General features: G+C 63.0%; 25 protein-coding genes and 2 tRNA genes. 25 read left to right on the top strand and 2 right to left on the bottom strand.

From position 1 onward, the window contains the following. Window positions 1–4 precede the first annotated feature (4 nt). The 8 genes from rsfS to ACX80Q_RS05160 all read left to right on the top strand — a co-directional run bounded on the left by rsfS (window position 5) and on the right by ACX80Q_RS05160 (window position 5,416). The gene (rsfS, locus tag ACX80Q_RS05125; RefSeq protein WP_459329447.1) at window positions 5–430 is read left to right on the top strand and encodes a ribosome silencing factor; all 426 of its coding nucleotides are present in this window, start codon (window positions 5–7) and stop codon (window positions 428–430) included. Between the two features lie 36 nt (window positions 431–466). Continuing rightward, window positions 467–1,228: a histidine phosphatase family protein gene (locus tag ACX80Q_RS05130; RefSeq protein WP_459329448.1), complete on the top strand. Its 762-nt coding sequence runs from the start codon at window positions 467–469 to the stop codon at window positions 1,226–1,228. 99 nt (window positions 1,229–1,327) lie between these two features. Continuing rightward, window positions 1,328–1,400, top strand: a tRNA-Ala gene (locus tag ACX80Q_RS05135). Between the two features lie 52 nt (window positions 1,401–1,452). Continuing rightward, a tRNA-Ala gene (locus tag ACX80Q_RS05140) sits at window positions 1,453–1,528 on the top strand. A 117-nt stretch (window positions 1,529–1,645) separates the two neighbouring features. Continuing rightward, window positions 1,646–2,374: a FadR/GntR family transcriptional regulator gene (locus ACX80Q_RS05145; RefSeq protein ID WP_459329449.1), complete on the top strand. Its 729-nt coding sequence runs from the start codon at window positions 1,646–1,648 to the stop codon at window positions 2,372–2,374. Further along, complete coding sequence (locus tag ACX80Q_RS05150; protein WP_459329450.1) at window positions 2,371–2,769, top strand: YchJ family protein; 399 nt, start codon at window positions 2,371–2,373, stop codon at window positions 2,767–2,769. The genes ACX80Q_RS05145 and ACX80Q_RS05150 overlap by 4 nt, the downstream gene beginning before the upstream one ends. Before the next feature lie 75 nt (window positions 2,770–2,844). Next, the gene (locus tag ACX80Q_RS05155; RefSeq protein WP_459329451.1) at window positions 2,845–4,029 is read left to right on the top strand and encodes a class I SAM-dependent methyltransferase; all 1,185 of its coding nucleotides are present in this window, start codon (window positions 2,845–2,847) and stop codon (window positions 4,027–4,029) included. Window positions 4,030–4,150: 121 nt separating this feature from the next. Further along, window positions 4,151–5,416, top strand: coding sequence for an ROK family protein (locus ACX80Q_RS05160; RefSeq protein WP_459329452.1), 1,266 nt, complete (start codon window positions 4,151–4,153; stop codon window positions 5,414–5,416). Between the two features lie 26 nt (window positions 5,417–5,442). Here ACX80Q_RS05160 and ACX80Q_RS05165 read toward each other — a convergent pair whose 3' ends face one another. Next, a complete protein-coding gene (locus ACX80Q_RS05165; RefSeq protein WP_459329453.1) occupies window positions 5,443–5,640 on the bottom strand; it encodes a hypothetical protein in 198 nt (65 codons plus the stop codon). 137 nt (window positions 5,641–5,777) lie between these two features. On the opposite strand from ACX80Q_RS05165, the gene ACX80Q_RS05170 reads away from it, so the two are divergent. The 10 genes from ACX80Q_RS05170 (at window position 5,778) to ACX80Q_RS05215 (ending at window position 17,946) form a co-directional block, all read left to right on the top strand. Further along, the gene (locus ACX80Q_RS05170; protein WP_459329454.1) at window positions 5,778–6,785 is read left to right on the top strand and encodes an AAA family ATPase; all 1,008 of its coding nucleotides are present in this window, start codon (window positions 5,778–5,780) and stop codon (window positions 6,783–6,785) included. A 6-nt stretch (window positions 6,786–6,791) separates the two neighbouring features. Further along, on the top strand, window positions 6,792–7,673 hold the full coding sequence (locus ACX80Q_RS05175) for a DUF58 domain-containing protein (RefSeq protein WP_459329455.1): 882 nt from the start codon (window positions 6,792–6,794) through the stop codon (window positions 7,671–7,673). Next, window positions 7,663–8,133 (top strand): hypothetical protein, encoded by a 471-nt coding sequence (locus ACX80Q_RS05180; protein ID WP_459329456.1) that lies wholly within the window; start codon window positions 7,663–7,665, stop codon window positions 8,131–8,133. Before ACX80Q_RS05175 ends, ACX80Q_RS05180 begins: the two co-directional genes overlap by 11 nt. Continuing rightward, window positions 8,124–9,107: a vWA domain-containing protein gene (locus tag ACX80Q_RS05185; RefSeq protein WP_459329457.1), complete on the top strand. Its 984-nt coding sequence runs from the start codon at window positions 8,124–8,126 to the stop codon at window positions 9,105–9,107. Before ACX80Q_RS05180 ends, ACX80Q_RS05185 begins: the two co-directional genes overlap by 10 nt. Further along, entirely contained in the window at window positions 9,104–10,102 is a 999-nt protein-coding gene (locus ACX80Q_RS05190) for a VWA domain-containing protein (protein ID WP_459329458.1), read from the top strand. The genes ACX80Q_RS05185 and ACX80Q_RS05190 overlap by 4 nt, the downstream gene beginning before the upstream one ends. Next, window positions 10,099–10,851, top strand: a complete 753-nt coding sequence (locus ACX80Q_RS05195) for a hypothetical protein (protein ID WP_459329459.1) — start codon at window positions 10,099–10,101, stop codon at window positions 10,849–10,851. Before ACX80Q_RS05190 ends, ACX80Q_RS05195 begins: the two co-directional genes overlap by 4 nt. A 370-nt stretch (window positions 10,852–11,221) precedes the next feature. Beyond that, on the top strand, window positions 11,222–12,208 hold the full coding sequence (locus ACX80Q_RS05200; protein ID WP_459329460.1) for a methylenetetrahydrofolate reductase: 987 nt from the start codon (window positions 11,222–11,224) through the stop codon (window positions 12,206–12,208). A 60-nt stretch (window positions 12,209–12,268) separates the two neighbouring features. Continuing rightward, entirely contained in the window at window positions 12,269–14,584 is a 2,316-nt protein-coding gene (metE, locus tag ACX80Q_RS05205) for a 5-methyltetrahydropteroyltriglutamate--homocysteine S-methyltransferase (protein ID WP_459329461.1), read from the top strand. 263 nt (window positions 14,585–14,847) lie between these two features. Continuing rightward, window positions 14,848–16,476, top strand: a complete 1,629-nt coding sequence (locus tag ACX80Q_RS05210; RefSeq protein WP_459329462.1) for an HNH endonuclease — start codon at window positions 14,848–14,850, stop codon at window positions 16,474–16,476. 9 nt (window positions 16,477–16,485) lie between these two features. Then, window positions 16,486–17,946: an aldehyde dehydrogenase family protein gene (locus ACX80Q_RS05215; RefSeq protein ID WP_459329463.1), complete on the top strand. Its 1,461-nt coding sequence runs from the start codon at window positions 16,486–16,488 to the stop codon at window positions 17,944–17,946. On the opposite strand, the gene ACX80Q_RS05220 is transcribed toward ACX80Q_RS05215, so the two are convergent. Continuing rightward, window positions 17,943–18,887 (bottom strand): LysR family transcriptional regulator, encoded by a 945-nt coding sequence (locus ACX80Q_RS05220; protein ID WP_459329464.1) that lies wholly within the window; start codon window positions 18,885–18,887, stop codon window positions 17,943–17,945. The genes ACX80Q_RS05215 and ACX80Q_RS05220 overlap by 4 nt on opposite strands. 139 nt (window positions 18,888–19,026) lie before the next feature. On the opposite strand from ACX80Q_RS05220, the gene ACX80Q_RS05225 reads away from it, so the two are divergent. From ACX80Q_RS05225 to nrdE, 7 genes are all read left to right on the top strand, one after another. After that, window positions 19,027–19,611, top strand: coding sequence for a sugar O-acetyltransferase (locus tag ACX80Q_RS05225; protein WP_459329465.1), 585 nt, complete (start codon window positions 19,027–19,029; stop codon window positions 19,609–19,611). After that, entirely contained in the window at window positions 19,608–20,183 is a 576-nt protein-coding gene (locus tag ACX80Q_RS05230) for a TetR/AcrR family transcriptional regulator (RefSeq protein ID WP_459329466.1), read from the top strand. The genes ACX80Q_RS05225 and ACX80Q_RS05230 overlap by 4 nt, the downstream gene beginning before the upstream one ends. A gap of 412 nt (window positions 20,184–20,595) precedes the next feature. Beyond that, window positions 20,596–21,042, top strand: a complete 447-nt coding sequence (locus ACX80Q_RS05235) for a hypothetical protein (RefSeq protein ID WP_459329467.1) — start codon at window positions 20,596–20,598, stop codon at window positions 21,040–21,042. After that, the gene (locus ACX80Q_RS05240) at window positions 21,026–21,418 is read left to right on the top strand and encodes a hypothetical protein (RefSeq protein WP_459329468.1); all 393 of its coding nucleotides are present in this window, start codon (window positions 21,026–21,028) and stop codon (window positions 21,416–21,418) included. The genes ACX80Q_RS05235 and ACX80Q_RS05240 overlap by 17 nt, the downstream gene beginning before the upstream one ends. A 420-nt stretch (window positions 21,419–21,838) precedes the next feature. Then, window positions 21,839–22,084, top strand: coding sequence for a glutaredoxin-like protein NrdH (nrdH, locus tag ACX80Q_RS05245; RefSeq protein ID WP_459329469.1), 246 nt, complete (start codon window positions 21,839–21,841; stop codon window positions 22,082–22,084). A 114-nt stretch (window positions 22,085–22,198) separates the two neighbouring features. Beyond that, entirely contained in the window at window positions 22,199–22,675 is a 477-nt protein-coding gene (nrdI, locus tag ACX80Q_RS05250; protein ID WP_459329470.1) for a class Ib ribonucleoside-diphosphate reductase assembly flavoprotein NrdI, read from the top strand. Window positions 22,676–22,689: 14 nt separating this feature from the next. Next, window positions 22,690–24,810, top strand: a complete 2,121-nt coding sequence (gene nrdE, locus ACX80Q_RS05255) for a class 1b ribonucleoside-diphosphate reductase subunit alpha (protein ID WP_459329471.1) — start codon at window positions 22,690–22,692, stop codon at window positions 24,808–24,810. Window positions 24,811–24,822 lie beyond the last annotated feature (12 nt).

Below are 24,822 nucleotides of genomic sequence, written 5' to 3' on the forward strand. Positions count from 1 at the left end.
AGCAGTGACAGCAACAGAACAGTCAATCGACCTTGCACGGGCAGCAGCCCGCGCGGCATCGGACAAGCTGGCCCAGAATGTAACAGCCATTGACGTCAGCGACCGCCTGGCCATCACGGATATCTTCTTCATCGCCTCGGCGGCCACCGAACGCCAAGTCAACTCCATTGCCGACGGCATCGAAGACGAACTCCACAAGTTCGATTTGCGCCCGGTCCGCCGCGAGGGACGCTCCAGCGGCCGCTGGGTGCTGCTGGACTACGCCGACATCGTCTTCCACATCCAGCACGAAGAGGACCGGGTGTTTTACGCGCTCGAACGCCTCTACGGCGACTGCCCCGTGGTCGACCTGCAGCTGGCAGCGTCGGACCCCTCGGCGAAGCCTGCCGATGTTGACGTTGAAACCGAAGAATCCGCTCACGAAGACTAATCCCTTTTAGGGCTCAGGAATGGAGAGTGTCTCTTGATGGCTTCCACCGAACCAGAGCGCTCAGTGTTGCAACCCGCCGGTTTACGCCGGCGGGTGATTTTTTGGCGGCACGGGCGCACTTCCTGGAATGCTGCACGGCGTTTCCAGGGTCAAAGCGACATTCCCCTGGATGAGGTGGGGTCCTCCCAGGCGAGCCGGGCCGCGTCCCTGCTGGCCGGGAAGCTGGTGCGCCACGGCCGGGGGGCCGGCGGCAGTGAGCCGGCGATTCAGATTCTCTCCTCCGACTTGTCCCGGGCCTTTGCCACTGCCCAGCAGCTGTCCACCTTGACCGGTGGCGGAGTACTGGTGGATCCGCGCCTGCGTGAAACGTATGGCGGGGATTGGGAGGGCAAAACCTTTGACGAGATCATCGAGCAGTTTCCGGAGCAGATCCAGAAATGGCAGCGCGATGAGCCCGGCATCCGGGCTGGCGGCGGGGAGACCCGCGTGGAGGTGGCCCATCGCATGGTGGCGGCTGTCCTGGAAAACGTTGATGCCCTGCCCGACGGCGGCACGCTGGTGGTGACCACCCATGGCGGGGCCACCCGGGTGGCCGTTGCCAGGATGCTGGGCCTGCCCGAGCATCTGTGGCGCACCCTGTCCGGGCTCTCCAACTGCCATTGGTCGGTGCTGGAGGCGTCCCAGTCGGCCGCCGCCGGCACCGGGATTGGCCACTGGCGGCTGCTGGAACATAATGTTGGCACGCTCCCGGAACCCTATGAATTGCCGGAAGATTTGGCCGAACCCGTGGAGGATTAGGCCCGTGAAAACCGCCGATTTGTAAGTTCGGCAAATCGTGTTCTAGTATAGTCAAGTTGTTCCGGCCAAGACCGATTGGTCAGGCTGGGAAAACGGTTTGGGGCTGTGGCGCAGCTGGTAGCGCACCTGCATGGCATGCAGGGGGTCAGGGGTTCGAGTCCCCTCAGCTCCACGAAACACACCAGTGTTTTGTGGTGGTTTTCAAAGTGAATAAACAAGGTTTTGGGGCTGTGGCGCAGCTGGTAGCGCACCTGCATGGCATGCAGGGGGTCAGGGGTTCGAGTCCCCTCAGCTCCACCAAAACAACAAAGATCCGCTCATCCGCACAACGGGTGGGCGGATTTTTTGCGCCCCGGGCGGAGAATCCGGCCCAGCCCGGAGTCACGCGGCCCGGCTCAAAAATGGGACAATGGTGGGGTGTCCACGCCAGATTCCCCCCACATCCCCGCCACCCGCAGCTACGAGGCGGTGCTGAACCGTATTGAGGCCGAGCTCCGCGATGGCAGGCTCAAAGTGGGCGACCACCTCCCCGGAGAACGCGCCATGGCGCTGGCGCACGGGATCTCCCGTGCCTCCGTGCGGGACGCCATCAGGATCCTGGACGTCATGGGTGTGGTGCGGACCTCCGTAGGCTCCGGCCCCACATCGGGTGCCGTGGTCATCGCCAACCCCAGTGCCGGCCTGGCGTCAACGCTCCGCCTGCACATGGCCACCAACCATTTCCCGGTGGCAGACATTGTCCAGACACGCGTCATGATGGAAACCTGGGCCGCCGTGGAGGCCGCCCGCCACATCCACGACGACGCCAAGGTGGCCCAGCTGCAACAGTTGCTGGCAGCCATGAACGCCCCGGAGCTGGGCCGGGAGGAATTCCACGTCCTGGACGCCGCCTTCCACGTGCTGCTGAGCTCCCTGGCCGGCAACGCCGTGGTCACGGCCATGATGGAGTCCCTGCGCTCAGCCATCCAAAGCTACGTCAGCGCAGCCATTGACAGCCAGGAGCGCTGGGACGCTATTGTGCCCTCCCTGCGCCAGCAACACGAAGGGATCGTCGCTGCCGTGCTGGCCCACGACGGCGGCGGGGCGGCCCAGGCACTGCGGGAACACATTGAATGGTTCCATGCACAGACGCACCCGTTGCCATGAGGTGCCCCTGCCAAAGCGGCGAGCTCTTCGAAAGCTGCTGCGCCAAGTACCTCAACGCTGCCGAGAGCCAACCCGGCTACCCTCCAACGGCCGAGGCATTGATGCGCTCACGATTCAGCGCATTTGCGCTCGGCGATGCGGGCTACCTGCTGCGCACCTGGCATCCCGCAACGCGTCCGGAATCCCTTGTGCTGGACCCCGACCAGCAGTGGTACCTGCTGGAGATCCTGAGCACGCAACAAGGCGGATATTTTGACCATGATGGTGTGGTGACCTTCAGGGCCCATTACAGGTCTGCCGCCAACCGGAAACTGAAGGATTCGCTGACGGAGACCAGCAGCTTTGTCCGGGACGGCAAGCAGTGGCTGTACGTTGACGCCCTGGAGTTTCACTAGCCGCCGCTTGTGAAACTGGGCACATGGATGCAGGTGGCCGGCCAGGCTCAAATTCCGGCACTGTAGAGTTGCCCGGTGGAGGAAATTAGCGAGAACCAGGCCAGTGACTTTGATTTTGCACAGCTGCGGCGGTTTCCAGACATTGAGGCGGAGAATCTCTTTGCCTACGACGCCACGGACGAGCTAATACTGCGTGACGCCGCGCAGGCACTGGCACTGGCCGGCGACGGCGAGGTGGCCATTGTGGGGGAGCGCTACGGTGCCATGACCCTGGCCACCGCCACGGTCCACGGCTTGCGCGGGCTGCGGGTGCAGCAGGACGGCCTCTCCGGTGAACACGCCCTGGCCGCCAACGCGCTCCGGGCCGGGCTGGACGGGGCATATTCCTCCCTGCCACTGACAGCTGAGCTCTTTGCCGGCGTCAAGGTGGTGCTGTGGCAATTGCCGCGCAGCCTGGACGAGGTGGCCGAGGTTGGCGAACTCATTGCCGCCCATGCGGACCCGCGGGTGCAAATTTTTGCCGGCGGGCGCATCAAACACATGACCCTGGCCATGAACACAGTGCTGGGCCAACATTTTTCCGCCGTGGCCGCTGGCCGCGCGTGGCGCAAGTCCCGCCCGCTCAGGCTTGGCGGCCCCCTGGGCAGCGGGACGGCGCCGAGCTTTCCGCGCAGCGAGTTCCACGAAGACCTTAACCTCTGGTTGTGCGCCCACGGCGCCACCTTTGGCGGCAGCAAGGTGGATGTGGGCACCCGGTACCTGCTGGACTTCCTGCCGCAGATGCGCCCGCACGCCGGCTCCGCGATCGACCTGGGCTCCGGCAATGGCACCATCGCTGCAGCGTTGGCCAAGGCCCGTCCGCACATTGTTGTCACGGCAACCGACCAATCGGCCGCGGCTGTGGCCTCCACGGCCGCAACGGCCGCGGCCAACGGCCTGGAGGGGCGCATCAACGTTGTCCGCGATGACGCGCTGGGCACCTTTGCCGATGGGTCGGCGGAACTCATCCTCCTGAACCCGCCGTTCCACATCGGTGCCACAGTCCACGCGGGCATTGCGCACAAACTCTTTGCCGCTGCAGCCCGGGTCCTGGCTCCCGGGGGCGAACTCTGGTGTGTGTACAACCGTCACTTGGACTACAGGTCAGCCCTGGACAAACAGGTGGGCCCCACCGAGATTGTGGGGCGCAACAGCAAGTTCACAGTGAGTGTTTCACACAAATCTTCAGGAAAACTTGAGGGAACCTTGCGGAAGTCTTAAGCGCAAGATCGCCCTGCACGTCGTGGCGGTCACACCCAGCCGCCCCGTGCGGGGTAATCTGACAGCTGGGTATTGGGGGATAGCTTGGCCCAAATCCGAAAGAAAACGCCTCGAGGAGATAATGTTGGCTGTTCCTGATATTGGCTTGCCGCAGCGGCGCCGCGGCACCAATCTCCCCAAAATGGGCGATTTCAACCAAGCAGTCATCCTGGACTCCATCCGCCGCTCCGAGGAAGGCCTCAGCCGTGTGGAGCTGGCAGCCTCCGCAGGCCTCGCCGCGCAAACCGTTTCCAATATTTGCCGGCGCCTCCTTGACACCGAACTGATTGTTGAAGCCGGCAAGGAAACCTCCGGCCCGGGCAAGCCCAGAACCATCCTGCGCCTGAACCCGCGCGGCATGTACGCCATTGGGCTCCACATTGACCCCGCCCTGACCAGCTACGCGCTGGTGGATGCCGTGGGCGCGGTTCTCGTCTCCGTTGATGAAGCCACTGACGTCAGTAGCCGCCCCGCCGACGCCGTGGCCGCCATGGGCGCCAAGATCCGGCGCATCATTGCGGACTCAGGCGTTGACGAGCAGCGCATAGCAGGGGTTGGCGTTGCCACCCCTGGACCTGTTGACGCCGCCAGCGGCACCGTGGTGGAACCGCCCCACATGCCCGGCTGGACGCGGGTCCCACTGCGGGAAATTCTGAGCCACACCACGGGTCTGCCGGTTGTGGTGGACAAGGACGTGACGGCCGCCGCCGTGGCAGAGTTGTGGGCGGGATCGGCCGCCAGCGCCACCGACTTTGTGTTTGTCTACATTGGTACGGGCATTGGTGCCGGCCTGGTCCTCAATGACGAGGTGGTCCGCGGGGCCTCCGGCAACGTGGGCGAGATTGGGCACATCATCACCGATCCCGCGGGCCCCGAGTGCGACTGCGGCCGCCGCGGCTGCGTCAAGGTCACCTGCATGCCTGAAACGTTGGTGGCACAGGCCCGCGAGGCCGGTGCCCTGGCCCCGGCTGATCCGCACAAGCCACTTTCCCTGCCCGACGACGTCGCAGCCCTCGCCCAAGCTGCTGCCGACGGCAACCGCGCGGCGCAGGAAATCCTGGCCAATTCAGCCAGGCTCATGGCCGGGGCGGTATCAGTTTTGACCAACCTGCTCGACGTGGAGCGGGTGGTCTTTGGTGGCCCGTTCTGGCCGCAGCTGGCACCCACCTACCTGGCCCAAATGCCCGCTCTGCTGGCACGGTTGAGCGTCACCACCAGCGTCCACTCGGTGGATGTGGTGGGAACCATTGTGAACTCGGGTGAAGAGGCCTTCGGTGCGGCCTGCCTGGTCATGGAGAAGACCTTCAGCCCCAAGGCGGCGCAGCTGCTGCTGGACGCAAAGGTTTAGCAGGCGCAAAGGCCAACCGCAAAGGTTTAGTCCACGCCCTCGTGGATCTCCCCAAAAGGCACCGTACTGTCCGTCCTGGCCTGGACCACATGCGGATTGATGATGACGCGCACCCCGTGGTCCTTCTCGGCCACTGATTGCTGCAAGACTGGCAGGACAGTTGCAATAAAGTCCTCGTCGCGGCCTTGCAAGTACTCTTCGTAAGCTGCTGGCAACTGGTTCATGAACCATACTGTAGTCCCCGGTCCGCGTCAGGAACAGGGAAAAAGGGAAGTTCTCCCCATTGCGGTCCAGCCCGGCATGGGATGGGCTGGGCGGGAGGATTTTGCCGCCAGCCGTGCCATCGAAAGGCCCAGACACCGTGTTGCCCACAACAGTCACTTCCCGGATAGAACCCGCAGAGTTGGCGCGCGCCCAACACGTTGTGGGCAGCATTTCGCGCAGCTTTGAGTCCAAGGTGGTGGGCCAGGACCGGCTGCGCGAAACCCTGCTGATCTCGCTCATGACGGGCGGGCACGTGCTGTTGGAATCTGTTCCCGGCCTGGCGAAGACCACGGCCGCCCAAACCCTGGCGGACTCCATCAGCGCCCACTTTCGCCGGATCCAGTGCACGCCGGACCTTTTGCCCAGCGACATTGTGGGCACCCAGATTTACGACGCCGCCAAGGGAACCTTTGTGACCGTGTTGGGGCCCGTCCACGCCAACATTGTGCTGCTCGATGAGATCAACCGGTCCAGCGCCAAAACCCAGTCAGCCATGCTGGAAGCCATGCAGGAGCGCCAAACTACCATTGGCGGCCAGGTGCACCCCCTGCCGCAGCCGTTCATGGTCATGGCCACGCAGAACCCCATCGAGCAGGAAGGCACCTACCAGCTGCCCGAGGCGCAGATGGACAGGTTCATGCTCAAGGACGTGCTGGACTATCCCAGCCCCGTGGAAGAGGCGGAGGTGATCCGGCGCATTGACGCGGGAGTCTTCCTAGCCGGCGCCACCCCCGCCCCCGTGGCAACACTTGAGCAGGTGTGCGCCCTGCAGGCCACGGCGCGGAAGATCTACCTGGACCCGGCACTGGTGAACTACATTGTGGGACTTGTCTACGTGACCCGCCATGCCGGCGCGTACATTGACCCGAAGCTGGCCGGGCTGATTGAGTTTGGTGCCAGCCCCCGTGCAAGCATTGCCTTCACCCAGGCGGCGCGTGCCTTGGCCCTGCTGCAGGGCCGGGACCATGTCATCCCCGAGGATGTGAAGGCGCTGGCGGAACGGGTGCTGCGGCACAGGATCATCCTGGGTTTCGAGGCGGTGGCGGAGAACATCCGGGTGGAAAAAATCATCGCCGCCATCGTTGACTCAGTGCAGACCCCGTAGGGATACGTGGCAACCCTCCTGACCGCGGTCAAATCAAAGATGTACATCTTTGCCCACCGCCGGGCCCGCGGCATGCTCGACGGCGAATATGCCGCCATTTTTCGTGGCCGCAGCCTGGACTTTGACGACCTCCGTGACTATGTCCCGGGAGACGAGGTGCGCGACATTGACTGGAAGGCCACGGCCAGGGTTGGCACGCCCCTAATCAAGCGCTACGTTGCCACCCGCAGGCAGCAGCTGCTCTTTGTTGCCGACACCGGACGGAACATGGCTGCCACAGCCCTCGGCGGGGAAATCAAGAAGGACGTTGCCGTCATGGCCATGGGAGTCATGGGTTCCCTTGCCATCCGGCACGGGGATGCCGTGGCGCTGGTCCACGGCGACGGCGCATCCTCGCTGGCGCTCCCCGCCAAGGGGACCGAGAGCCACCTGGAACAGCTGCTGCGGCGGATGGACGCAGCAGGCCTCCATAGTGGACCCAGTGACCTGTGTGCCAGGCTGGAATACGTTGCCGCCCACTACAAGCAACGCCTGCTCCTCGTGGTCATGGCTGATGACGTGGTTGCCGATGAACGCCTGGCCGCTGTGCTCCGCCGCCTCCGCGCCCAGCACGAGATCCTCTGGGTCCAGGTGGCCGATGCGGCGCTCGCAGGGCCGAACGCAGTGGAAGGTGCCGGAAGGGACGTGGCAGGGCTGGAAACCGTCCTGATGCTGCTGGCCCAGGACCCGGTGCTTGCCAACAGCTACGTGGAGGCCACCGCCGCGCGCGCCCTGGCCCTGGCGGAGCTCTTGCAGCGCAACGGCATAGCCGCCACTCACATTGGCTCTACTGCTGAGGTCCTGAGCAAGGTCTTCGCCCTGCTGGAAAGGCACCGCCGTGCCCACTGACGCAACGTTCTACGCCCCCATGGGCTACTCGCCGTGGTGGCCGCTGGCCGGTGCCGGGCTGCTGGTCCTCTGCCTGGGCTGGTTCGCCTGGGTATGGATCTCCACCCGGGCCGGCGCCCAGGCGGCCGTGCCCGGTTTTGTGGCGCCCAGAAACCCGGATTCCGTGCGGGAAAAATACTGGACGCTCATCACGGAAATAGAACAAATGTTCGATTCGGGACATCTTGATGCCCGTGCCGCCCACCTGGAGCTGAGCCTGGCCGTGCGCACCTTTGTCCATGAAATGACGGGCCTGAAGGCCCAGCGCATGACACTGGCCCAACTGCGTGAGCACCAGCTGCCCCTCGCGGCGGACGCCGTCGAACTTTACTACCCGGCGGAGTTTGCCGCACAGAGCGAGCACCCCACCGTGGCCGGCTCCGCCCAAACCGCCCGAAACGTGGTGGGCTCGTGGCGTTGAAATATTGGTGGCTGGTGCCCCTGGGCCTGGCCTTGCTGGCAACTGTTGTGGTGGTGCTGTGGCGCCGCCCCCGGGCAGTACGGGACCTCATCCCGGTGGCGCACGCAGACAGGCTGACAGCCCTGCCCGTGTACCAGCAGGCCTTGGCGCGGCACAGAACGTGGCTCGTGACGGCGCTCGCGGCGCTCGCAGTCCTGGCAGTGTCCTTGCTTGTGGCTGCAGCCCGCCCAGTGAGTGAAAGCACCAGCGTTCCCGAACAGCGCAACAGGGACATCATGCTGTGCCTGGACGTGTCGGGCTCCATGCTGGACACCGACGAGGCTCTTGTGGGCGTCTTTGCTGAGCTGGTGGGCAATTTCAAGGGCGAACGCATGGGGATGACCATTTTTGATTCCAGCGCCGTCACGGTGTTCCCCCTGACGGACGACTACGACTTCGTGGCCGAAGAACTCGCCGTGGCCAAGAAGGCCCTGAGTGCCGACGCCACCACGTTCGAATACCTGGCTGGCACCTATGAGGCGGCAGGCTCATCCTTGATCGGCGATGGCCTGGCCAGCTGCGTCAACGGCTTCCCGGCAACAACTGACACAAAAAGGTCCCGGTCCATTATTTTTGCCACCGACAACATGCTCTCCGGCAAGCCCCTCTTCACCCTGGCGCAGGCCGCCGCCCTGGCAAAAAACGCCAATGCCCGCGTCTATGCCTTGAACCCCAATGACTACGGCGCTATACCGGCTTTTGCCTCCGCAGCCCAGGGGTTGGCGGACACGGCTCACGCCACAGGCGGCGCCTACTACCCGCTGGAATCCGAGGCGGCCGTTGCCGCCATAGTGAATAAGGTGCAGGCCACCGAGGCGTCACTGCTCAAGGGCGCCCCGCGCCTGACGATCGTGGACCACCCGGGGCTTGCCTTGGGTAGTGCGCTGCTGGCCTTGCTGGTCTTTGGTGCAGCTGGCTGGAGGCTGCGCCGATGACGTTCCTGCCCATCCTCACGCCCTGGGTCTTTTGGCCCCTGGCCGTGCTGCTTCTGGCAGCTACCGCGTATTTGCTGTTGACGAGCCGCAGTGCCGCGCGGTGGCGCTACGCCCTGCTGGTGGTGTTGGTGCTCCTGGCCGGAGCACGGCCGGGCCTGGTGGGCGCCTCGGCCCCTGTGGCCACCACCGATCTGAATGTGTTCTTTGTGCTGGATGTGACCCCCAGCTCCTCCGCGGAGGACTACAACGGCAACGATCCGCGGCTGGAGGGCATGAAAGCCGACATCAACGCCCTGGCCACCGAACTGGCGGGAGCACGATATTCGCTCATCACCTTTGACAGCAACGCCAAGGTGGTGCTGCCGCTGACCACTGACGCCACCGCACTGCAAACGCTGACCCAGGTCCTCACCCCCAAATCCTCGTATGCGTCCCAAGGCAGCAGCATCAGCGTGGCCGCCCCCTTGCTGGCCGACCGTCTAGCCGCATCCCAAAAGTCGCACCCCACCCGGCCGCGGCTGGTGTTTTACTTGGGCGACGGCGAACAAACAGCCAGCAAGGCCCCCGCACCTTTTGCCCAGGGCACAGACTTGATCGACGGCGGAGCCGTGCTGGGCTATGGCACCGCAGCAGGAGGCAAAATGCGTGACCACACCTTCGGTGCGGACGCGCCAGGGAACTACATCCTGGACAAGTCCGCCGCCTACGAGCCAGCCATCTCCCGGATTGATGAAAAAGCGCTCGGCAGCATTGCCCAACAACTCCACCTGCCTTACGTCCACCGGGGCACCCCTGCCAACATTGCTGCCGCGCTAAGCGATTCGGCACCCAAGGCTGCCATGCAGTCGGCAGGCTTCGGTGAGCAGGCTGGTGCCGGACGGCGGGAAACTTATTGGCTTCTTGCACTGGCAGCCTTTGGTGTTGTGGTGTGGGAAGTGCTTCTTCTGAGCGCGGCCTACCGCCAGCTGCAGCGTCCCCGACAGGAGACGCCATGAACATTGACAGCGACCGGGCAAGGTCCATGATGCTGACTCGGGCCCCCCGGCTGCGCAGGCGTAGGAAGCTGCTGCTGGCCTCTGCCCCCGTGGCGCTCGCGGTTGTGGTGGTGGCCGTCAAGCTCCTCTCGCTGCCCATCTCCGCCGGCCAGGCGCAGCAAGCCTTCGACGGCGGCCGGGGTGACGGCACGCTCCGGGCAGGCCAGGCCATGGGTGTGCTGAACGTGGTGGAACGCTACAAGGCGCACTTTGCCCAGGGCGACGGCCACGTTTTGCGCGGTGACTTCCTTGCGGCCCAGGAGCAGTTTGCTGCCGCGCTGGAACTGGTGCCGGCCCAGGAGTCCTGCAAGGTGCGCGTCAATCTTGTGCTGAGCCTGGAAAAGTTGGGTGAGGCGAAAGAAGCGGCCGGGGACCCGGCGTCGGCCCAGGCCTTGTTTGACCAGGGCAGCGAGGTGGTTGCCCAGGCGCCACGGGACTGTTTTACGCCCCGCAGCGAGAACAACAAGGACGGCGAGGGTGAGGCCCTCAAGGCAGCCCAAAAGCGCTTGGAAGAACAGCAGGCGGCCGGCAAGGGTGATGGGCCGGAGCGGCCACAAAATGGGGGAGCGGCTCAGGATCCGGCCCCGGCGGGCAAGCTGGAGCAGCTTCAAAAGAATGGCCAGCAGGCCCAGAAGGAACGCAGCAAGAGCGACACGCTCAGCGATGAGCTTTCCGGCGATGAGCCGGAGCAGCACGCCAAGCCCTGGTAGTGTCCGGCTGCGGCATTAATTCGGCCAGAGCGCTGGTTGGGGTGAATTGGCCGAACTAATCTAAGGAAATATTCCGTAAAGTTGCGTCGTAATTCGGCGCCAACTTGGTACTGCAAAAAAATAATGCCTAGTATTGGAGAAACGTTAGTTCATCAACGTGTGTCAGCGACCCTTGGCAGATCAAGGGTGTGGGTGCCCCCATGTGGGCCTGACATTTGCTGGCGGATCGAAGCGCCCCTGAATGCTGCAGCCTTTGCAGCGTTTCATGGCCGCGTCCGCCCCACCTTTTACGAAAACGTGACTGTTGCTGCTTTTCGGTGTTCTAGACACCAAGGCGGCGGCGGCCGACACATCCTCAAGGACCAAGCAAATGTCTCCTCCGAGCCTTATACAGGCATCGGCGCCGTCGACACACAGTGCGCCGATAGCCCTTTCCTATGAACTTTTTCCGCCCCGCAACGAATCGGCCTCAGCCTCGCTGTGGGACACCATTCGCGAGCTGGAGTGCACCAACCCGGACTATGTCTCGGTCACCTATGGCGCCAACGGCAGCAACCGGGACACGGCCGTGGAGCTGCTCAACCGCCTGCTGACGGAAACCTCGCTGCGCCCGCTGGCACACCTGACCTGTGTGGGCAATACGGCCGATGAGCTGGCCGAGATCATCTCCGAACTCCTGGACCACGGGGTGCGCGGAATTTTGGCACTGCGCGGTGACTTGCCCCAGGACGGCCCGTCGCAGCCGCGGGCGGGATCGCTGTCCTATGCGCAGGACTTGATTGAATTGATCCGCCGTGTGGAGCAGCGCCGTTCAGCGTTGTTGTGCGCCGGCAAGGTGGCCATTGGTGTGGCCGCCTACCCGGCCCAGCATCCCGAATCGCCGTCCATTGAGCATGATGTTGAGGTCCTTTTGGCCAAGCAGCGCTCGGGCGCCGACTTCGCCATCACCCAGGTGTTCTTCCACGCCGACCAGTACAAGGACCTGGTCAACCGGGCCCGCCGGGCAGGTGTCAGCATCCCCATCATTCCCGGTGTGATGCCGCTGACCAGTCTGCGCCGGGTCCAGCGCCTGGGCGATCTGACGGGAGTTGCGCCCTCGACCAAGCTTCTTGACGCCCTGGGCAGGGCCGACGGCGCCGCCGAAAGCCGCCGCATTGGCGTTGCCGCCACTGTGGACCTGGCCCGCGCAGCTCTTGACGCCGGCGCTCCCGGCATCCACCTCTACACCTTCAACGAGCATGCGGCCGCCTTGGACGTTTTGGACAAGCTGCAACTGCTCCGCCCCGGCCGCCCGCAACTGGGACTCCGCGGCGCCTCCAGCCCCATCGCCAACACAGCACGCCTGGTCAGGGCCTGAACACTTCCTGACTGCTCCGTTTTGACTAATCTTCGCTTCAACATATCTAAGGAACTCTCCATGTCAAACACACCCGTTTTCCCCGCCGCGTCCCTGTTGGGCTACCCGCGCATTGGCCGCCGTCGCGAATTGAAGAAGGCCATTGAAGCTTTCTGGGCCGGCAAGATCGACGCCGTTGAGCTCGACGCTGCCGCCAAGGAAATTCAGTTGGGCACCGCCCGCCGCCTGGCCGAGTTGGGCCTGACCGAGGCAGCTGCCATCCCTGGCACGTTCTCCTACTACGACCAGGTGCTCGACGCCGCAACCCACATCGGTGCCGTGCCGGCCCGTTTCGGCGATCTGCGCAACGCCGACGGCCAGCTGGACATCAACGCCTACTTCACCCTGGCCCGCGGCACAGTTGAGCAGCAGCCGCTGGAAATGACCAAGTGGTTCGACACCAACTACCACTACCTGGTGCCGGAAATCGGTCCGGAGACCAACTTCTCCCTGACCTCCAACCGCATTGTTGAGCAGTTCGAATACGCCCTGGCCAACGGCTTTGAAACCCGCCCCTACTTGGTAGGTCCGGTGACGTTCCTGCTGTTGAGCAAGGCCAGCGACGACGCCCCCGCCGGCTTCTCGCCGCTGTCCCGCCTGGAGGATGTTCTTCCTGTCTACGCCGAACTGCTGACCCGCCTGGGTGCTGCCGGTGCCAGCTGGGTCCAGCTGGACGAGCCGGCCCTGGTTGCCGATCAGGACGTTTCGGTTGCTGAGATCCAGGCGGCCGTTGCCCGCAGCTACGAGGTCCTCGGCGCTGCAGAGGGCCGCCCCGCCATCCTGGTGTCCACACCATTTGGCGCCCTGAGCGACTTGCTGCCCACCCTCGCCGCCGCCCCGATCGAGGCCCTGCACATTGACGCCTTCAAGGGTGCTGTGCCGTCCGCTGCGGAATTGGCACTGCTGGCCGGCAAGACCGTTGTTGCGGGTGTGGTTGATGGCCACAACATCTGGCGCAATGACCTGGCCGAGTCCGCTGCCCGGCTCGATGCCCTCAAGGCTGCCGGGCTGAGCATCACAGTCTCCACCTCCACCTCCACCCAGCACGTCCCGCACGACGTCACCCAGGAAACCCAGCTCTCCGCCGAGCTGCGCAGCTGGTTGGCGTTTGCCGACCAGAAAGTCACCGAAGTGGTGACGCTAGCCGCTCACCTGGTGGACCCGGCGTCGTCCGCTGCCGCCATTGCCGAAGCCTCCGCCATCATCGCCTCCCGCGCGGTGGCTCCCGGCGTCAAGCGCCCCGAAGTTCGCGACCGCTTGGCAGCCCTGACCCCGGCCGACTTCAACCGCTCGGCGTACTCGGTCCGCGAAGCTGCACAGGAGGCAGCGCTTGACCTGCCGCCGCTGCCCACCACCACGATCGGTTCCTTCCCGCAGACCAGCGAGATCCGCTCAGCCCGTGCCCGCGCCAACAAGGGCGCCATCACGGGGGAGGAATACTCACAGCTCATGAAGGATGAGATCAAGCGCGTTGTGGAGCTGCAGGAAGAGCTCGACTTCGACGTTCTGGTGCACGGCGAGCCCGAGCGCAACGACATGGTCCAGTACTTTGCCGAGAACCTGGAAGGCTTCGACGTCACCGTCCACGGCTGGGTCCAGTCCTACGGCAGCCGCTGCACCCGCCCGTCCATCCTGTGGGGCGATGTGACCCGTGAGAAGGCCATCACCGTTGAGTGGGCCGAATACGCCCAGTCACTGACCAACAAGCCCATGAAAGGCATGCTCACGGGTCCCGTCACCATCCTGGCCTGGAGCTTTGTGCGTGACGACCAGCCCCTGGGCGACACCGCCAACCAGGTTGGCCTGGCCCTGCGCGATGAGATCGCCGATCTGGAAGCCGCCGGCATTCAGATCATCCAGGTTGATGAGCCCGCCCTGCGCGAGCTGCTGCCCCTGCGCAAGGCAGACCAGGCTGCATACCTTGACTGGTCCGTGAACTCCTTCCGTCTCTCCACCGCCGGTGCGGTGGACGGCACCCAGATCCACACCCACCTGTGCTACTCCGAATTTGGTGTCATCATCGACGCCATTGACGGTCTGGACGCCGACGTGACCTCCATTGAGGCGGCCCGCTCCCGCATGGACGTTGTCAACGACCTCGAAGCTCACGGCTTTGGCCGCGGCGTCGGCCCAGGCGTGTACGACATCCACAGCCCCCGCGTCCCCGGCCAGGCCGAGGTCTCCGAGCTGTTGGGTACTGCCGTCAAGCACGTTCCGGCCCGCCAGCTCTGGGTCAACCCGGACTGTGGCCTGAAGACCCGCGGCTACGCCGAGACTGAAGAGTCCCTGCGCAACCTGGTCAACGCCACCAAGGAAGTTCGCGCCCAGCTGGTCTAGTCCCCAGCTGGTCTACCCCAGCTGCTCCCAGCTGCTGCACCCTCCCGGTGCCTGTAAGAAGGCGTTCCTTGTCTCCCTCACGGGAGGCAGGGGGCGCCTTCTTCGTTTCTGATTCCCGCTTGTTCATACACAGGCACAGCTGGCCGCCGGTTGGTCCACAGTTGCCCGGTGTGCGGCTGCAATGTCAGACCCCACCACTAAAATTGGCTATAAGGCGGAACAAAGTAGATCCGCCAGCTATGCGGATTCTTGAGGTGGCCAGGGTGAACGTACCGGATTGGTTGCAAGGAAGTGGCGTTTCCACCAACGCTGCTTCCCGCCATGGTGCCAGCCCCGCCGAGAAGCCGCCAGAGCGGCCTCCCGTGTACCCACACCCGGGGGTGTCCGGCCGTGAAGAAAACACCGGCTCCTCCGCAATGACCGCAGCACTAAAGGTGGCGGACTCCTCCACCGCCTTCATCGAAGCCATTGCCCGGATGTTTGGCCCCCACGTGTTCAGCGACGTTGATGCGGCCCTCGCCGCGGCCCAAACACATTTCTCCCCCAGCTGGCCGCATGATGAGTTGCCCGGTGGTGGATCCGGCGATGATGCAGTGGCAGCCCTGACGCAGGCGGGTGCGTCATTGATTACAGCGATCCGGGAGCTGGAGAACGCCAAGAATGCCGCAGCCGCAGCCCAAGCCCAGGCCGAGGTCCTCTTTGCTGCCGTGGAACGTGCCCGTCAACTGGGCAAGGGTGTCACTGGCGTTGCCCTAGGTAGGGGGACAGGTGCCCAAATAGCGCTGGCCAGGCGCGAGTCGCCCTTTGTTGGCCTCCGGCGGTTGAAGTGGGCCACACGCCTGGTGCGCGAATTTCCGCAAGTTTCGAATATGTGTTCTAACGGCGTGTTGTCTGAATATCGCGCACAAATAATCGTGACGGAGGCGGAATTTCTCTCTTCGGAGCAACGCCGGCACATCGACGCGGCACTCACCAGCGGCGATGGAGAGTTGGAATCCCTGGGGAACAAGCAACTTGCCGCCGCCGTCAGGACCATGGCCTACGCCATGGAGCCAGCCGCCTTCGTGAAACGTTTGGACAAGGCGGAATCGGAACGCTGCGTCACGCTGCGCCCGGCGGCAGACGGGATGACGTACCTGTCTGCACTATTGCCCTTGCGGCAAGGCGTCACAGTGCTTAAGACGCTGACCCAGATAGCAGACTCTGCCCGAGCCAAGGGGGAGGCCCGGGGCAAAGGCCAGATCATGGCTGATGCGCTGGTTCACAGACTCACAAGCCACCGCCCCTGCGCCAGCCCGTCTGGGCAAGGCGATGGGGAAGAGCTAGGCAGTGATGCGGGAACCCAAGGGCAGGGAGGGGCCGGCTGCCTCTCCGCAGGGGAACAAGAGATTCACCTGGATCTCATCATGACTGACAGGGCCCTTTTCGACGGAGCCAGTGATCCGGCACTTCTCACCGGATACCAGCCAATACCGGCGCCCACGGCACGGCAGATGATCATTAACACCGCTGGAGCGGCACGGGTGTGGCTCAGGCGCCTCTATACGCATCCAGACACCGGCGAGCTACTTACCATGGACTCCAAGGCAAGGCTCTTTCCCGACGGAATGAAGAGATTCCTCTTCGATCAAGACCAACTCTGCGCCACAGCGTATTGTGATGCACCCATTAGGGAATACGACCACATCAAGTCCTATGCGGCGGGAGGGCCCACAAGCATCAGCAACGGGCAAGGGCTCTGTCAAGGGTGCAACCAGAACAAGGAAGCGCAAGGGTGGTCAAGCCAGCCGGGCGGAACCATCACCACACCTACGGGACACCGGTACGCCTCCGTCAGGCCAACCCTCCCGGGAGGCAACCAGGAAAAACGAAAAACCGTGCTGGGGGAGTAGATTGGGGCCATGAGCGCACAGCACCTGGACACCTTGATACATTCCACCCCGGCACCAAAAAACATTGAGGTAACCGTTGAAACGGCCCGGCAACTCTTCAACACGGGCGCTACCAAACCACTCGACTGGCGACTGGCGCAACTCACGGCAATGAACCAGATGCTGCTCGACCACAAGGACGACTTCACGGGTGCGCTCGCAGCCGATCTCGGAAAGCACCCCGCCGAGGCCTGGTTGACAGAGATCGGCTTCCTCACCGCAGAGCTAGCCCACACAATCAAACATCTGCAAGGCTGGCTGAAACCCCGCAAGGCCTCGGTACCGCTTGCGCTGCAACCGGCCACAGCAACCACAGTGCTGGAACCATTGGGCGTCGTCTTGGTCATTGCGCCCTGGAACTACCCCATCCAACTTCTCCTGGCACCAATCATCGGTGCGCTCGCAGCCGGGAACACTGTGGTGGCCAAGCCTAGCGAGATGGCCCCAGCCAGTTCGGCCGTGCTGGCCCGGTGGATTCCGGAGTACCTTGCCGGTGCGGTCAGCATCGTGGAGGGTGGTGTGCCGGAAACCACCGCGCTCCTTGACCAGCGCTTTGACCACATCTTCTACACAGGCAACGGCCGGGTGGGGCGGATTGTCATGAGCGCGGCCGCCAAGAACCTGACGCCGGTGACGTTGGAGTTGGGCGGGAAGTCACCTGTCTACATTGACGACACCGTGGACATGATCACCGCGGCGCGCAGGATCGCCTGGGGCAAGTTCATGAACGCAGGCCAGACCTGTGTGGCCCCTGACTATGTCCTGGGCACGGACGCCGCCCTGGCCAAGCTTGCCAAGGAGCTTCCCGAGGCCATCGAGGAACTCTATGGCGCGGAACCCGCCCACAGCCTGGCCTATGGCCGCCTGATCAATGACGGCGCATTCTCCCGCGTGGCGGGCCTCCTGGCGTCCGATCTGCAGGAAGAAAGCGGTTCGGCGCTTGTGGCTGGCGGTTCAACGGATGCCGCCACGCGGTACATTGCACCCACCGTGGTCCATGTTGATGCAGAAGCTGCGCTGATGGAAGACGAGATCTTTGGGCCGGTCCTTCCCCTGGTGACTGTGGAGTCGGCACAGGCCGCCATTGAGTTCATCAACCAGCGGGACAAACCCCTGGCGCTGTATGTCTTCACCGAGGACGCAGGGGTGCGGGAGGCATTCACACAACAAACGTCGTCGGGCGCCCTGAACTTTGGCGTGCCGGTGGCGCACCTGAGCGTCCCCGGTTTGCCGTTCGGCGGGGTGGGCGAGAGCGGCATGGGAGGCTACCATGGGCAGCACTCCATTGATACGTTCTCGCACCACAAGGCGATTTTGGCCAAGCCGCTGTCTCCTGACACCTTGGGCCTGATCTACCCGCCGTTTGGTGCCATCAAGAAACAGATCATCAAGCGCTTCGTGGCACCGGCCAAGAAGTTCCGCAAGGGCTAACGCGGCGGCGCCGCGGATTCGCCCAGATGGCTGGTGCGGTTCAACTCCGCCATGATGCCCGCCAGCTTGTCCACGAACACCTCGATGCGGGCGGTTCGCTTGTCATTGATGAGCAAGGCAAAAATGTTCCGGGCCAGCCGAATTTCCGGCACGTCCAAAACCACCACGTTCTCCGGCTTGTTTTGCAGGGCAAGCTCAGGGACAAGGGCCGCGCCCAGGCCCACGCTGGCCAGTTGCAAGCTGGCGTTGAAGTCGTCGCTGTAGGCTGCCACGCGCGGGTGCAGATTGCAGCTGGCAAAAAGCCTTTCAATCACGGCAGCGTCACTGGTTCCGGGGTGGTGCATGATCCACGGCATGTCGGAGAGGTGCTGAGCCTCCATGACGGAGCCGGCACGAATTCCCCAGGCCTTGGGCAGCACCACCCGGAAGTTGTCGTCCCCAATCCATTGCCGGTTGATGGTGTGCGGCCACGCCAGGCCGGACTGGCCCACCTGGTACACCAGCGCAACGTCCAATTCGCCACCGCTGCGCAAGCCGCCAATGGTCTGTTGCGGCTCACCCACCGACACGTGCAAGTTGATGCCAAGGCCCGGCCACTCGGGACTGCGCAACAACCGGGGCAGTGCATAGGTCGCCAGTGACGGGAAGATGCCGAGCCGTAGCTCTTGACTGGTGCCTTCCTCCGTGCGGGAGCTGGCCGCCAGTAGTGCATCGATGTCAGTGAGCACCTTGGCTGCGTGCCGGGACATGACCAGTGCCGCGTCAGTGGGCAGCACGCTGCGGGCCGAGCGCTTAAACAAGGTGACCCCGCTGTCCCGCTCAAGCGTGGACATTTGCTGTGAAACGGCCGACGCCGTGTACCCCAGCTGGGTAGCCGCCGCCGCAAAAGACCCGCGCCGGACCACCTCCAGCAGTGTTTGCAAATGCACGGGGTTGATCACGTGGGTCTTCCTTCACTTGGCAGGGCTCGTTCCTAGCAAGCATAAGTGTCCGCGTGCTGTAACGCGGCGGTGACACAGCCGCGAGAGTTGTTATGTACATTTGTACATAACGACTCTTGACTCAAGAATGGAACCAGCCATGACGCACCCATATTTTGCCAACGATCCCCGCAGCATGCGCCAACGCATGGAAGCCGGAGACCTCTACCTGGCCGAGGATGTGGAACTGGCTGTGGCATCACAGCGCGCCATCACCGCGGCCCACCGCTATGGACAGCTGTGGCCCGAGGATCGCGAGGCGGCCGAGGCGATCCTGGCGGACCTCATTGGCTCGCTGGGGGAGGGAGTGGAAATCCGCCCGCCACTGTTCGTGGACTATGGCCGGTACATCACCATTGGCCCCGGCACGTTCATCAACTACAACCTCACGGCCTTGGACGTTGCCCCCATCACCATCGGCGCCGACGTCATGATCGGGCCCAACGTCCAGCTCCTGACACCCACGCACCCACTCGAGTCCTGGTTGCGCCGCGACAAACTCGAGGCGGCCAAGCCCATCACCATTGGCGACAATGTGTGGCTGGGCGGCGGCGTCATTGTGCTGCCCGGCGTCACGATCGGCGAGAACACGGTGGTGGGTGCGGGCTCCGTTGTGACCAAGGATCTTCCCGCCAATGTGGTGGCCGTGGGAAACCCGGCCCGCATCAGCAAGACGCTGGCGTGAGTGCGCAGCAGGGGGAAAGCAAGCCGCGCCGCCGCTATGATCCGGACCGCCGGGCCAATATCAGTGACGCGGCCCTGGACGTTGTGGCGGAGCACGGAGTGGCCGGGACAACGTACCGCAAGATTGCCGAACGCGCGGGCGTTCCCTTGGGCTCATTGACGTACCACTTCGGGTCCCTGGATGAACTGCTTGGCGAGGCGTTCACCAAAATGGCCAATCACACAGCCGACGGTTTTGACACGGCCATGGCCCAGGTAGGCGACGAGACGGCGGCCCGCTCCGCCGTCGTCAGTCTCATCATGGGAGAACTCCTGAATGACCCCCGCACCATGGTGCTCTCCTACGAGCTCTATGCGCTGGCCACCCGCCGCCCGGACATGCGGCGCGTGACAGATGCCTGGATGGCGCGCAGCCGGGTGGCGCTCGGCAAATTCTTTGACCCGGAGACCACGCTCATGCTGGACGCCCTGATTGAGGGCCTGTCCATGCACCGGGCGCTGTCCCTGGCCCCCATGCCCAGAAGCACTGTTGTTGCAGCTGTTGAACGAATCGTGAGAATCCCTCGAGCCTGAGAATGGCAAAAGCTCCCACGATTCCCCTCCACGTCCCCGCGCCATTCTGGATGGTGGTGCCCGAGCCTGCACCGCATCGGCAGTGGCGGGTCCAGCTGTCATAAAGCGGGCCCGGGCTATTATCAGGGCGGGGCGCTGAGAGTAAAGTGGGGGCCAAACTCGTCCCTTTACTGGAAGAGGTCAGCGATGCCTGATACCGCCAGTGCCCGCGCGGGGGAAGAGGGTGGTGGGCCGCGCCGCGCCGGCCGACATGTCTCCACAGCCACCCCCGCCTGCTGGTGCGGCGAGGTCTGAGCTGTCGAAACCGTGGGGCGGAGTCCCGCCAGCGCCACTGGGCTCGGGTCCTGCGTTTCAAGCCGTCGGCGAGGTGGCAGCGCCGCTTCTTGCTGGTTTCTCCATAACTCTCATTGGCGTGATCGCCCAGAGTCCCGGCTCGTTCCGGTGGGCGGGACTGAGCCTGCTGCTGCTTTCCTTCGCTGTTGGTTTGCTCTTGTTCGCTGTGCAGGCAGGATTCCACGCACGGCAGGTGTACTGGACCCGCGATGACCTCCTGGCGTGGTTCAGGGGACCACTGACGCAAAAGAGCGAGGAGATCTTCGGCTCCATGCACAACAGCGACCGCCAGCGGTGGGAGACGTGGAAGAACCGGACCAGACGGTGCTACAACGTCGGGATCATCATGCTCTTGCTGGCGGTGGCTGTCATGCTCGCGCCGCGCACGGCCGGCGGACCCGACCTGATCTCCGCCGCTGATGACCTCTTTCGGTGGGCAGCGGCTGCGTTCGCGGCCGTGCTTGCTGTTGCCGAGATTATTTGGTGGCGGACAACTATTAAGAGGAGAAATGATCGTGATGGCTAACGGCTTTGACGATGAATTCGGGACACAGTCCGTGGCGGGCTGGCGTGGGGGAACCCGGCACATCCAGGTTTCGAAGCTGCCGTTTGACCTGCACCTCACCAGCGGGCCGGAACCGGCGTTGGTGGATCTGACCGAGGCCTGTGGTTCCGCGGAACCGTTGTTTCTGCGGCTGCTTCCAGCCACCACGGTGCGATTCCGTGAAAAGGGCATCGAGGTTCGCAGCCCGCACTTTCAGAACCCCATGATCCTCCGGGCCACTGTTCGGCTGGGTACTGAGATCATCATTGGTCCCGAAGCGATCGCGCCGGGAACCTTGCTGACCTGCTCCCATGGCTTCTCACCACCGGCCCTGTGCCCGGAGTACCCGCACCAATGATCGGCGGGCATCGCCGGCGGTGCCCGTACCATCGGTCTTGTGGTGCTGTGCTCACAGGCGCCGACCACCAGGGCCGACACGCCAGAAAACCAGACACGCCGCTGCAATTTTTGTGATTAACTCTTCCACAGCCTGTGGACATCTTGGGTTAAACCTTGAGTTCTGGCGCTTTTAAATGGAGCAGCCTGTGGATGAGCGGTGCATAAAATGACAAACGTGTAATACATCATGTTGGGGTCATTTACTGGCGGGTGCACTAGATGTAGTATTGAAACATCAAATAAAGCAGTTTGGGCCAACGCTTAAAACGCTGGCGAGGCCGTAGCTGAAAGCTCTCAGGCCCCACCTACGGCGAGTGGGCCCCTGCGGAATGTGAACGCTAATTTAGAGAATAGTTTTTTCGACAAGGGGAACCCGATCATGACCGTTACGGTTTACACCAAGCCTGCGTGTGTTCAGTGCAACGCAACCTACCGCGCCTTGGACAAGAAGGGGATCGAGTACAAGAGTGTGGATATCTCCACCGATCCGCAGGCGCTGGAGCACGTTCTCAGTCTCGGCTACCAGCAGGCACCGGTTGTCATTACCGACGCTGATCACTGGTCAGGATTCCGTCCGGACAAGATCGCCGAGATCAACCAGAATGCAGCCGTCAGCGTCGCCTGATAGTCGGCGGGATATCCCGCCACCAAATTGCTGTGCACAGGTGCGCGGGCGATGGGGCTGGCCATTGAAGGCTGGCCCCATCACCCGCAAGTAAGTAGTTGGAAAGCGATTGTCATGTCAGCCGTAGCAGCACAACCCGCTGTTGGTCAGCTAACCTCTCGAACCACCAGTAGCCGGTTGATTTACTTCTCGTCAACGTCTGAAAACACCCACCGCTTCGTTGAAAAACTTCGACTGGACGCGGCGCGGCTGCCGGTTTACACCTATGAAGACACGCTTTTAGCTCAAGAACCCTATGTCCTTGTCCTTCCCACCTATGGGGGCGACGAAGGGCACGGGGCAGTACCAAAACAGGTCATCAAGTTCCTCAACGTGGCGGAAAATCGCGATCTGATTCGCGGCGTCATTGGCGCCGGGAACACAAATTTTGGCGAAACCTATTGCCTAGCCGGAGACATTGTTGCTGCGAAGTGCAATGTCACCCATTTATACCGTTTTGAACTGATGGGCACGTCGGAAGACGTGGACCGCGTTCACGAAGGATTGGAAGAATTTTGGACACGATTGCCGCAGAGCCAGGCACAGCAGTGAAGGCCTCAAAGAGCATGCCCGCAGCATGGGAAGGCATGGGCTATCACGAGCTCAATGCCATGCTGAATCTCTACAACGCCGACGGCGAGATCCAGTTCGACGCCGACCGCGCCGCTGCCCGCCAGTACTTCCTGCAGCACGTGAACAACAACACCGTGTTCTTCCATGACCTGGAAGAAAAGCTGGATTACCTGGTGAAGAACGAGTACTACGAGCGCGAGACGCTTGACCAGTACACGATGAACTTCATTCGTGAGCTGTACAACCATGCGTACAAGAAGAAGTTCCGCTTTGAGACCTTCCTGGGCGCGTTCAAGTTCTACACGTCCTACACGCTGAAGACGTTCGACGGTAACCGCTACCTGGAGCGCTACGAAGACCGTGTCTGCATGGTTGCCCTGCACCTGGCCCGCGGTGACGAGGCCCTGGCCATGAAGATGGTTGATGAGATCATCGGCGGACGCTTCCAGCCTGCCACCCCCACGTTCCTGAACGCCGGCAAGCGCCAGCGCGGCGAGCTGGTCTCCTGCTTCCTGCTCCGCATCGAAGACAACATGGAGTCCATTGGCCGCTCCATCAACTCCGCCTTGCAGCTGTCCAAGCGTGGCGGCGGTGTGGCGTTCGCGCTGACCAACATCCGCGAGGTGGGCGCGCCCATCAAGCAGATCGAGAACCAGTCCTCCGGCGTCATCCCCGTGATGAAGCTTCTCGAGGACAGCTTCTCCTACGCCAACCAGCTCGGTGCCCGCCAGGGTGCGGGGGCCGTGTACCTGCACGCCCACCACCCGGATATCAACCGCTTCCTGGACACCAAGCGTGAAAACGCCGATGAAAAGGTTCGCATCAAGACCCTTTCCTTGGGTGTTGTGGTTCCGGACATCACCTTTGAGCTGGCCAAGCGCGACGAGGACATGTACCTGTTCTCCCCGTACGACGTCGAAAAGGTTTACGGCATGCCGTTCTCCGACATCTCGGTCACCGAGAAGTACTACGAGATGGTTGACGACGCCCGCATCAAGAAGACGAAGATCAAGGCCCGCGAGTTCTTCCAGACCCTCGCCGAGATCCAGTTCGAGTCCGGCTACCCGTACATCATGTTTGAAGACACGGTGAACCGTGCCAACCCGATCGACGGCAAGATCATCATGAGCAACCTGTGCTCCGAGATCCTGCAGGTTTCTGCTCCCACCACGTACAACGATGACTTGTCCTACGCTGATACCGGCAAGGACATCTCCTGCAACCTGGGCTCGTTGAACATTGCCAAGGCCATGGACTCACCGGACTTCGCCAGCACCATTGAGACCTCCATCCGTACGCTGACGGCTGTCTCCGACATGTCCAACATCACCAGTGTTCCCTCCATCGCCAAGGGCAACGACCAGTCGCACGCCATTGGCCTGGGGCAGATGAACCTGCACGGTTACTTGGCTCGCGAGCGGGTCCACTACGGCTCCGAAGAGGGCCTGGACTTCACCAACATCTACTTCTACTCAGTGGTCTACCACTGCATCCGGGCGTCCAACCTGATCGCCATGGAGACCGGCACAACGTTTGCCGGCTTCGAAAAGTCCAAGTACGCCAGCGGCGAGTTCTTTGACAAGTACACGGATCAGGAATGGGTTCCGCAGACAGCCAAGGTTGTGGAGATGTTTGATGGCATCCACATCCCCACCCAGGAAGACTGGCGTGCGCTGAAGGCTTCCGTCATGGAGCACGGCATCTACAACCAGAACCTGCAGGCCGTCCCGCCCACAGGCTCCATCAGCTACATCAACAACTCCACGTCCTCGATCCACCCGGTGGCATCGCGCATTGAAATCCGCAAGGAAGGCAAGCTGGGCCGCGTCTACTACCCGGCCCCGTACCTGACCAACGACAACCTTGAGTACTACAAGGATGCCTATGAGCTGGGTTTCGAAGCGACCATTGACACCTACGCCGCCGCAACGCAGCACGTGGATCAGGGCCTGTCGCTGACATTGTTCTTCAAGGACACCGCCACCACGCGTGACATCAACAAGGCCCAGATTTATGCCTGGAAGAAGGGCATCAAGACCATTTACTACATTCGTCTCCGCCAGCTCGCGCTGGAAGGGACCGAGGTGGAAAATTGTGTTTCTTGCATGTTGTAGCACCACATAACT

It is taken from the genome of Arthrobacter sp. HLT1-20, assembly GCF_054510895.1.

Excerpts from the sequence above, each read along its gene's own strand:
- ACX80Q_RS05195 (WP_459329459.1), top strand. The coding sequence starts at position 10,099 with ATGAACATTGACAGCGACCGGGCAAGGTCCATGATGCTGACTCGGGCC.
- nrdI (WP_459329470.1), top strand. The coding sequence starts at position 22,199 with ATGTCAGCCGTAGCAGCACAACCCGCTGTTGGTCAGCTAACCTCTCGA.
- nrdE (WP_459329471.1), top strand. The coding sequence starts at position 22,690 with ATGCCCGCAGCATGGGAAGGCATGGGCTATCACGAGCTCAATGCCATG.
- ACX80Q_RS05190 (WP_459329458.1), top strand. The coding sequence starts at position 9,104 with ATGACGTTCCTGCCCATCCTCACGCCCTGGGTCTTTTGGCCCCTGGCC.
- ACX80Q_RS05200 (WP_459329460.1), top strand. The coding sequence starts at position 11,222 with ATGTCTCCTCCGAGCCTTATACAGGCATCGGCGCCGTCGACACACAGT.
- nrdH (WP_459329469.1), top strand. The coding sequence starts at position 21,839 with ATGACCGTTACGGTTTACACCAAGCCTGCGTGTGTTCAGTGCAACGCA.
- ACX80Q_RS05160 (WP_459329452.1), top strand. The coding sequence starts at position 4,151 with ATGTTGGCTGTTCCTGATATTGGCTTGCCGCAGCGGCGCCGCGGCACC.
- ACX80Q_RS05130 (WP_459329448.1), top strand. The coding sequence starts at position 467 with ATGGCTTCCACCGAACCAGAGCGCTCAGTGTTGCAACCCGCCGGTTTA.
- ACX80Q_RS05150 (WP_459329450.1), top strand. The coding sequence starts at position 2,371 with ATGAGGTGCCCCTGCCAAAGCGGCGAGCTCTTCGAAAGCTGCTGCGCC.
- metE (WP_459329461.1), top strand. The coding sequence starts at position 12,269 with ATGTCAAACACACCCGTTTTCCCCGCCGCGTCCCTGTTGGGCTACCCG.
- ACX80Q_RS05215 (WP_459329463.1), top strand. The coding sequence starts at position 16,486 with ATGAGCGCACAGCACCTGGACACCTTGATACATTCCACCCCGGCACCA.
- ACX80Q_RS05165 (WP_459329453.1), bottom strand. The coding sequence starts at position 5,640 with ATGAACCAGTTGCCAGCAGCTTACGAAGAGTACTTGCAAGGCCGCGAC.
- ACX80Q_RS05225 (WP_459329465.1), top strand. The coding sequence starts at position 19,027 with ATGACGCACCCATATTTTGCCAACGATCCCCGCAGCATGCGCCAACGC.
- ACX80Q_RS05240 (WP_459329468.1), top strand. The coding sequence starts at position 21,026 with ATGATCGTGATGGCTAACGGCTTTGACGATGAATTCGGGACACAGTCC.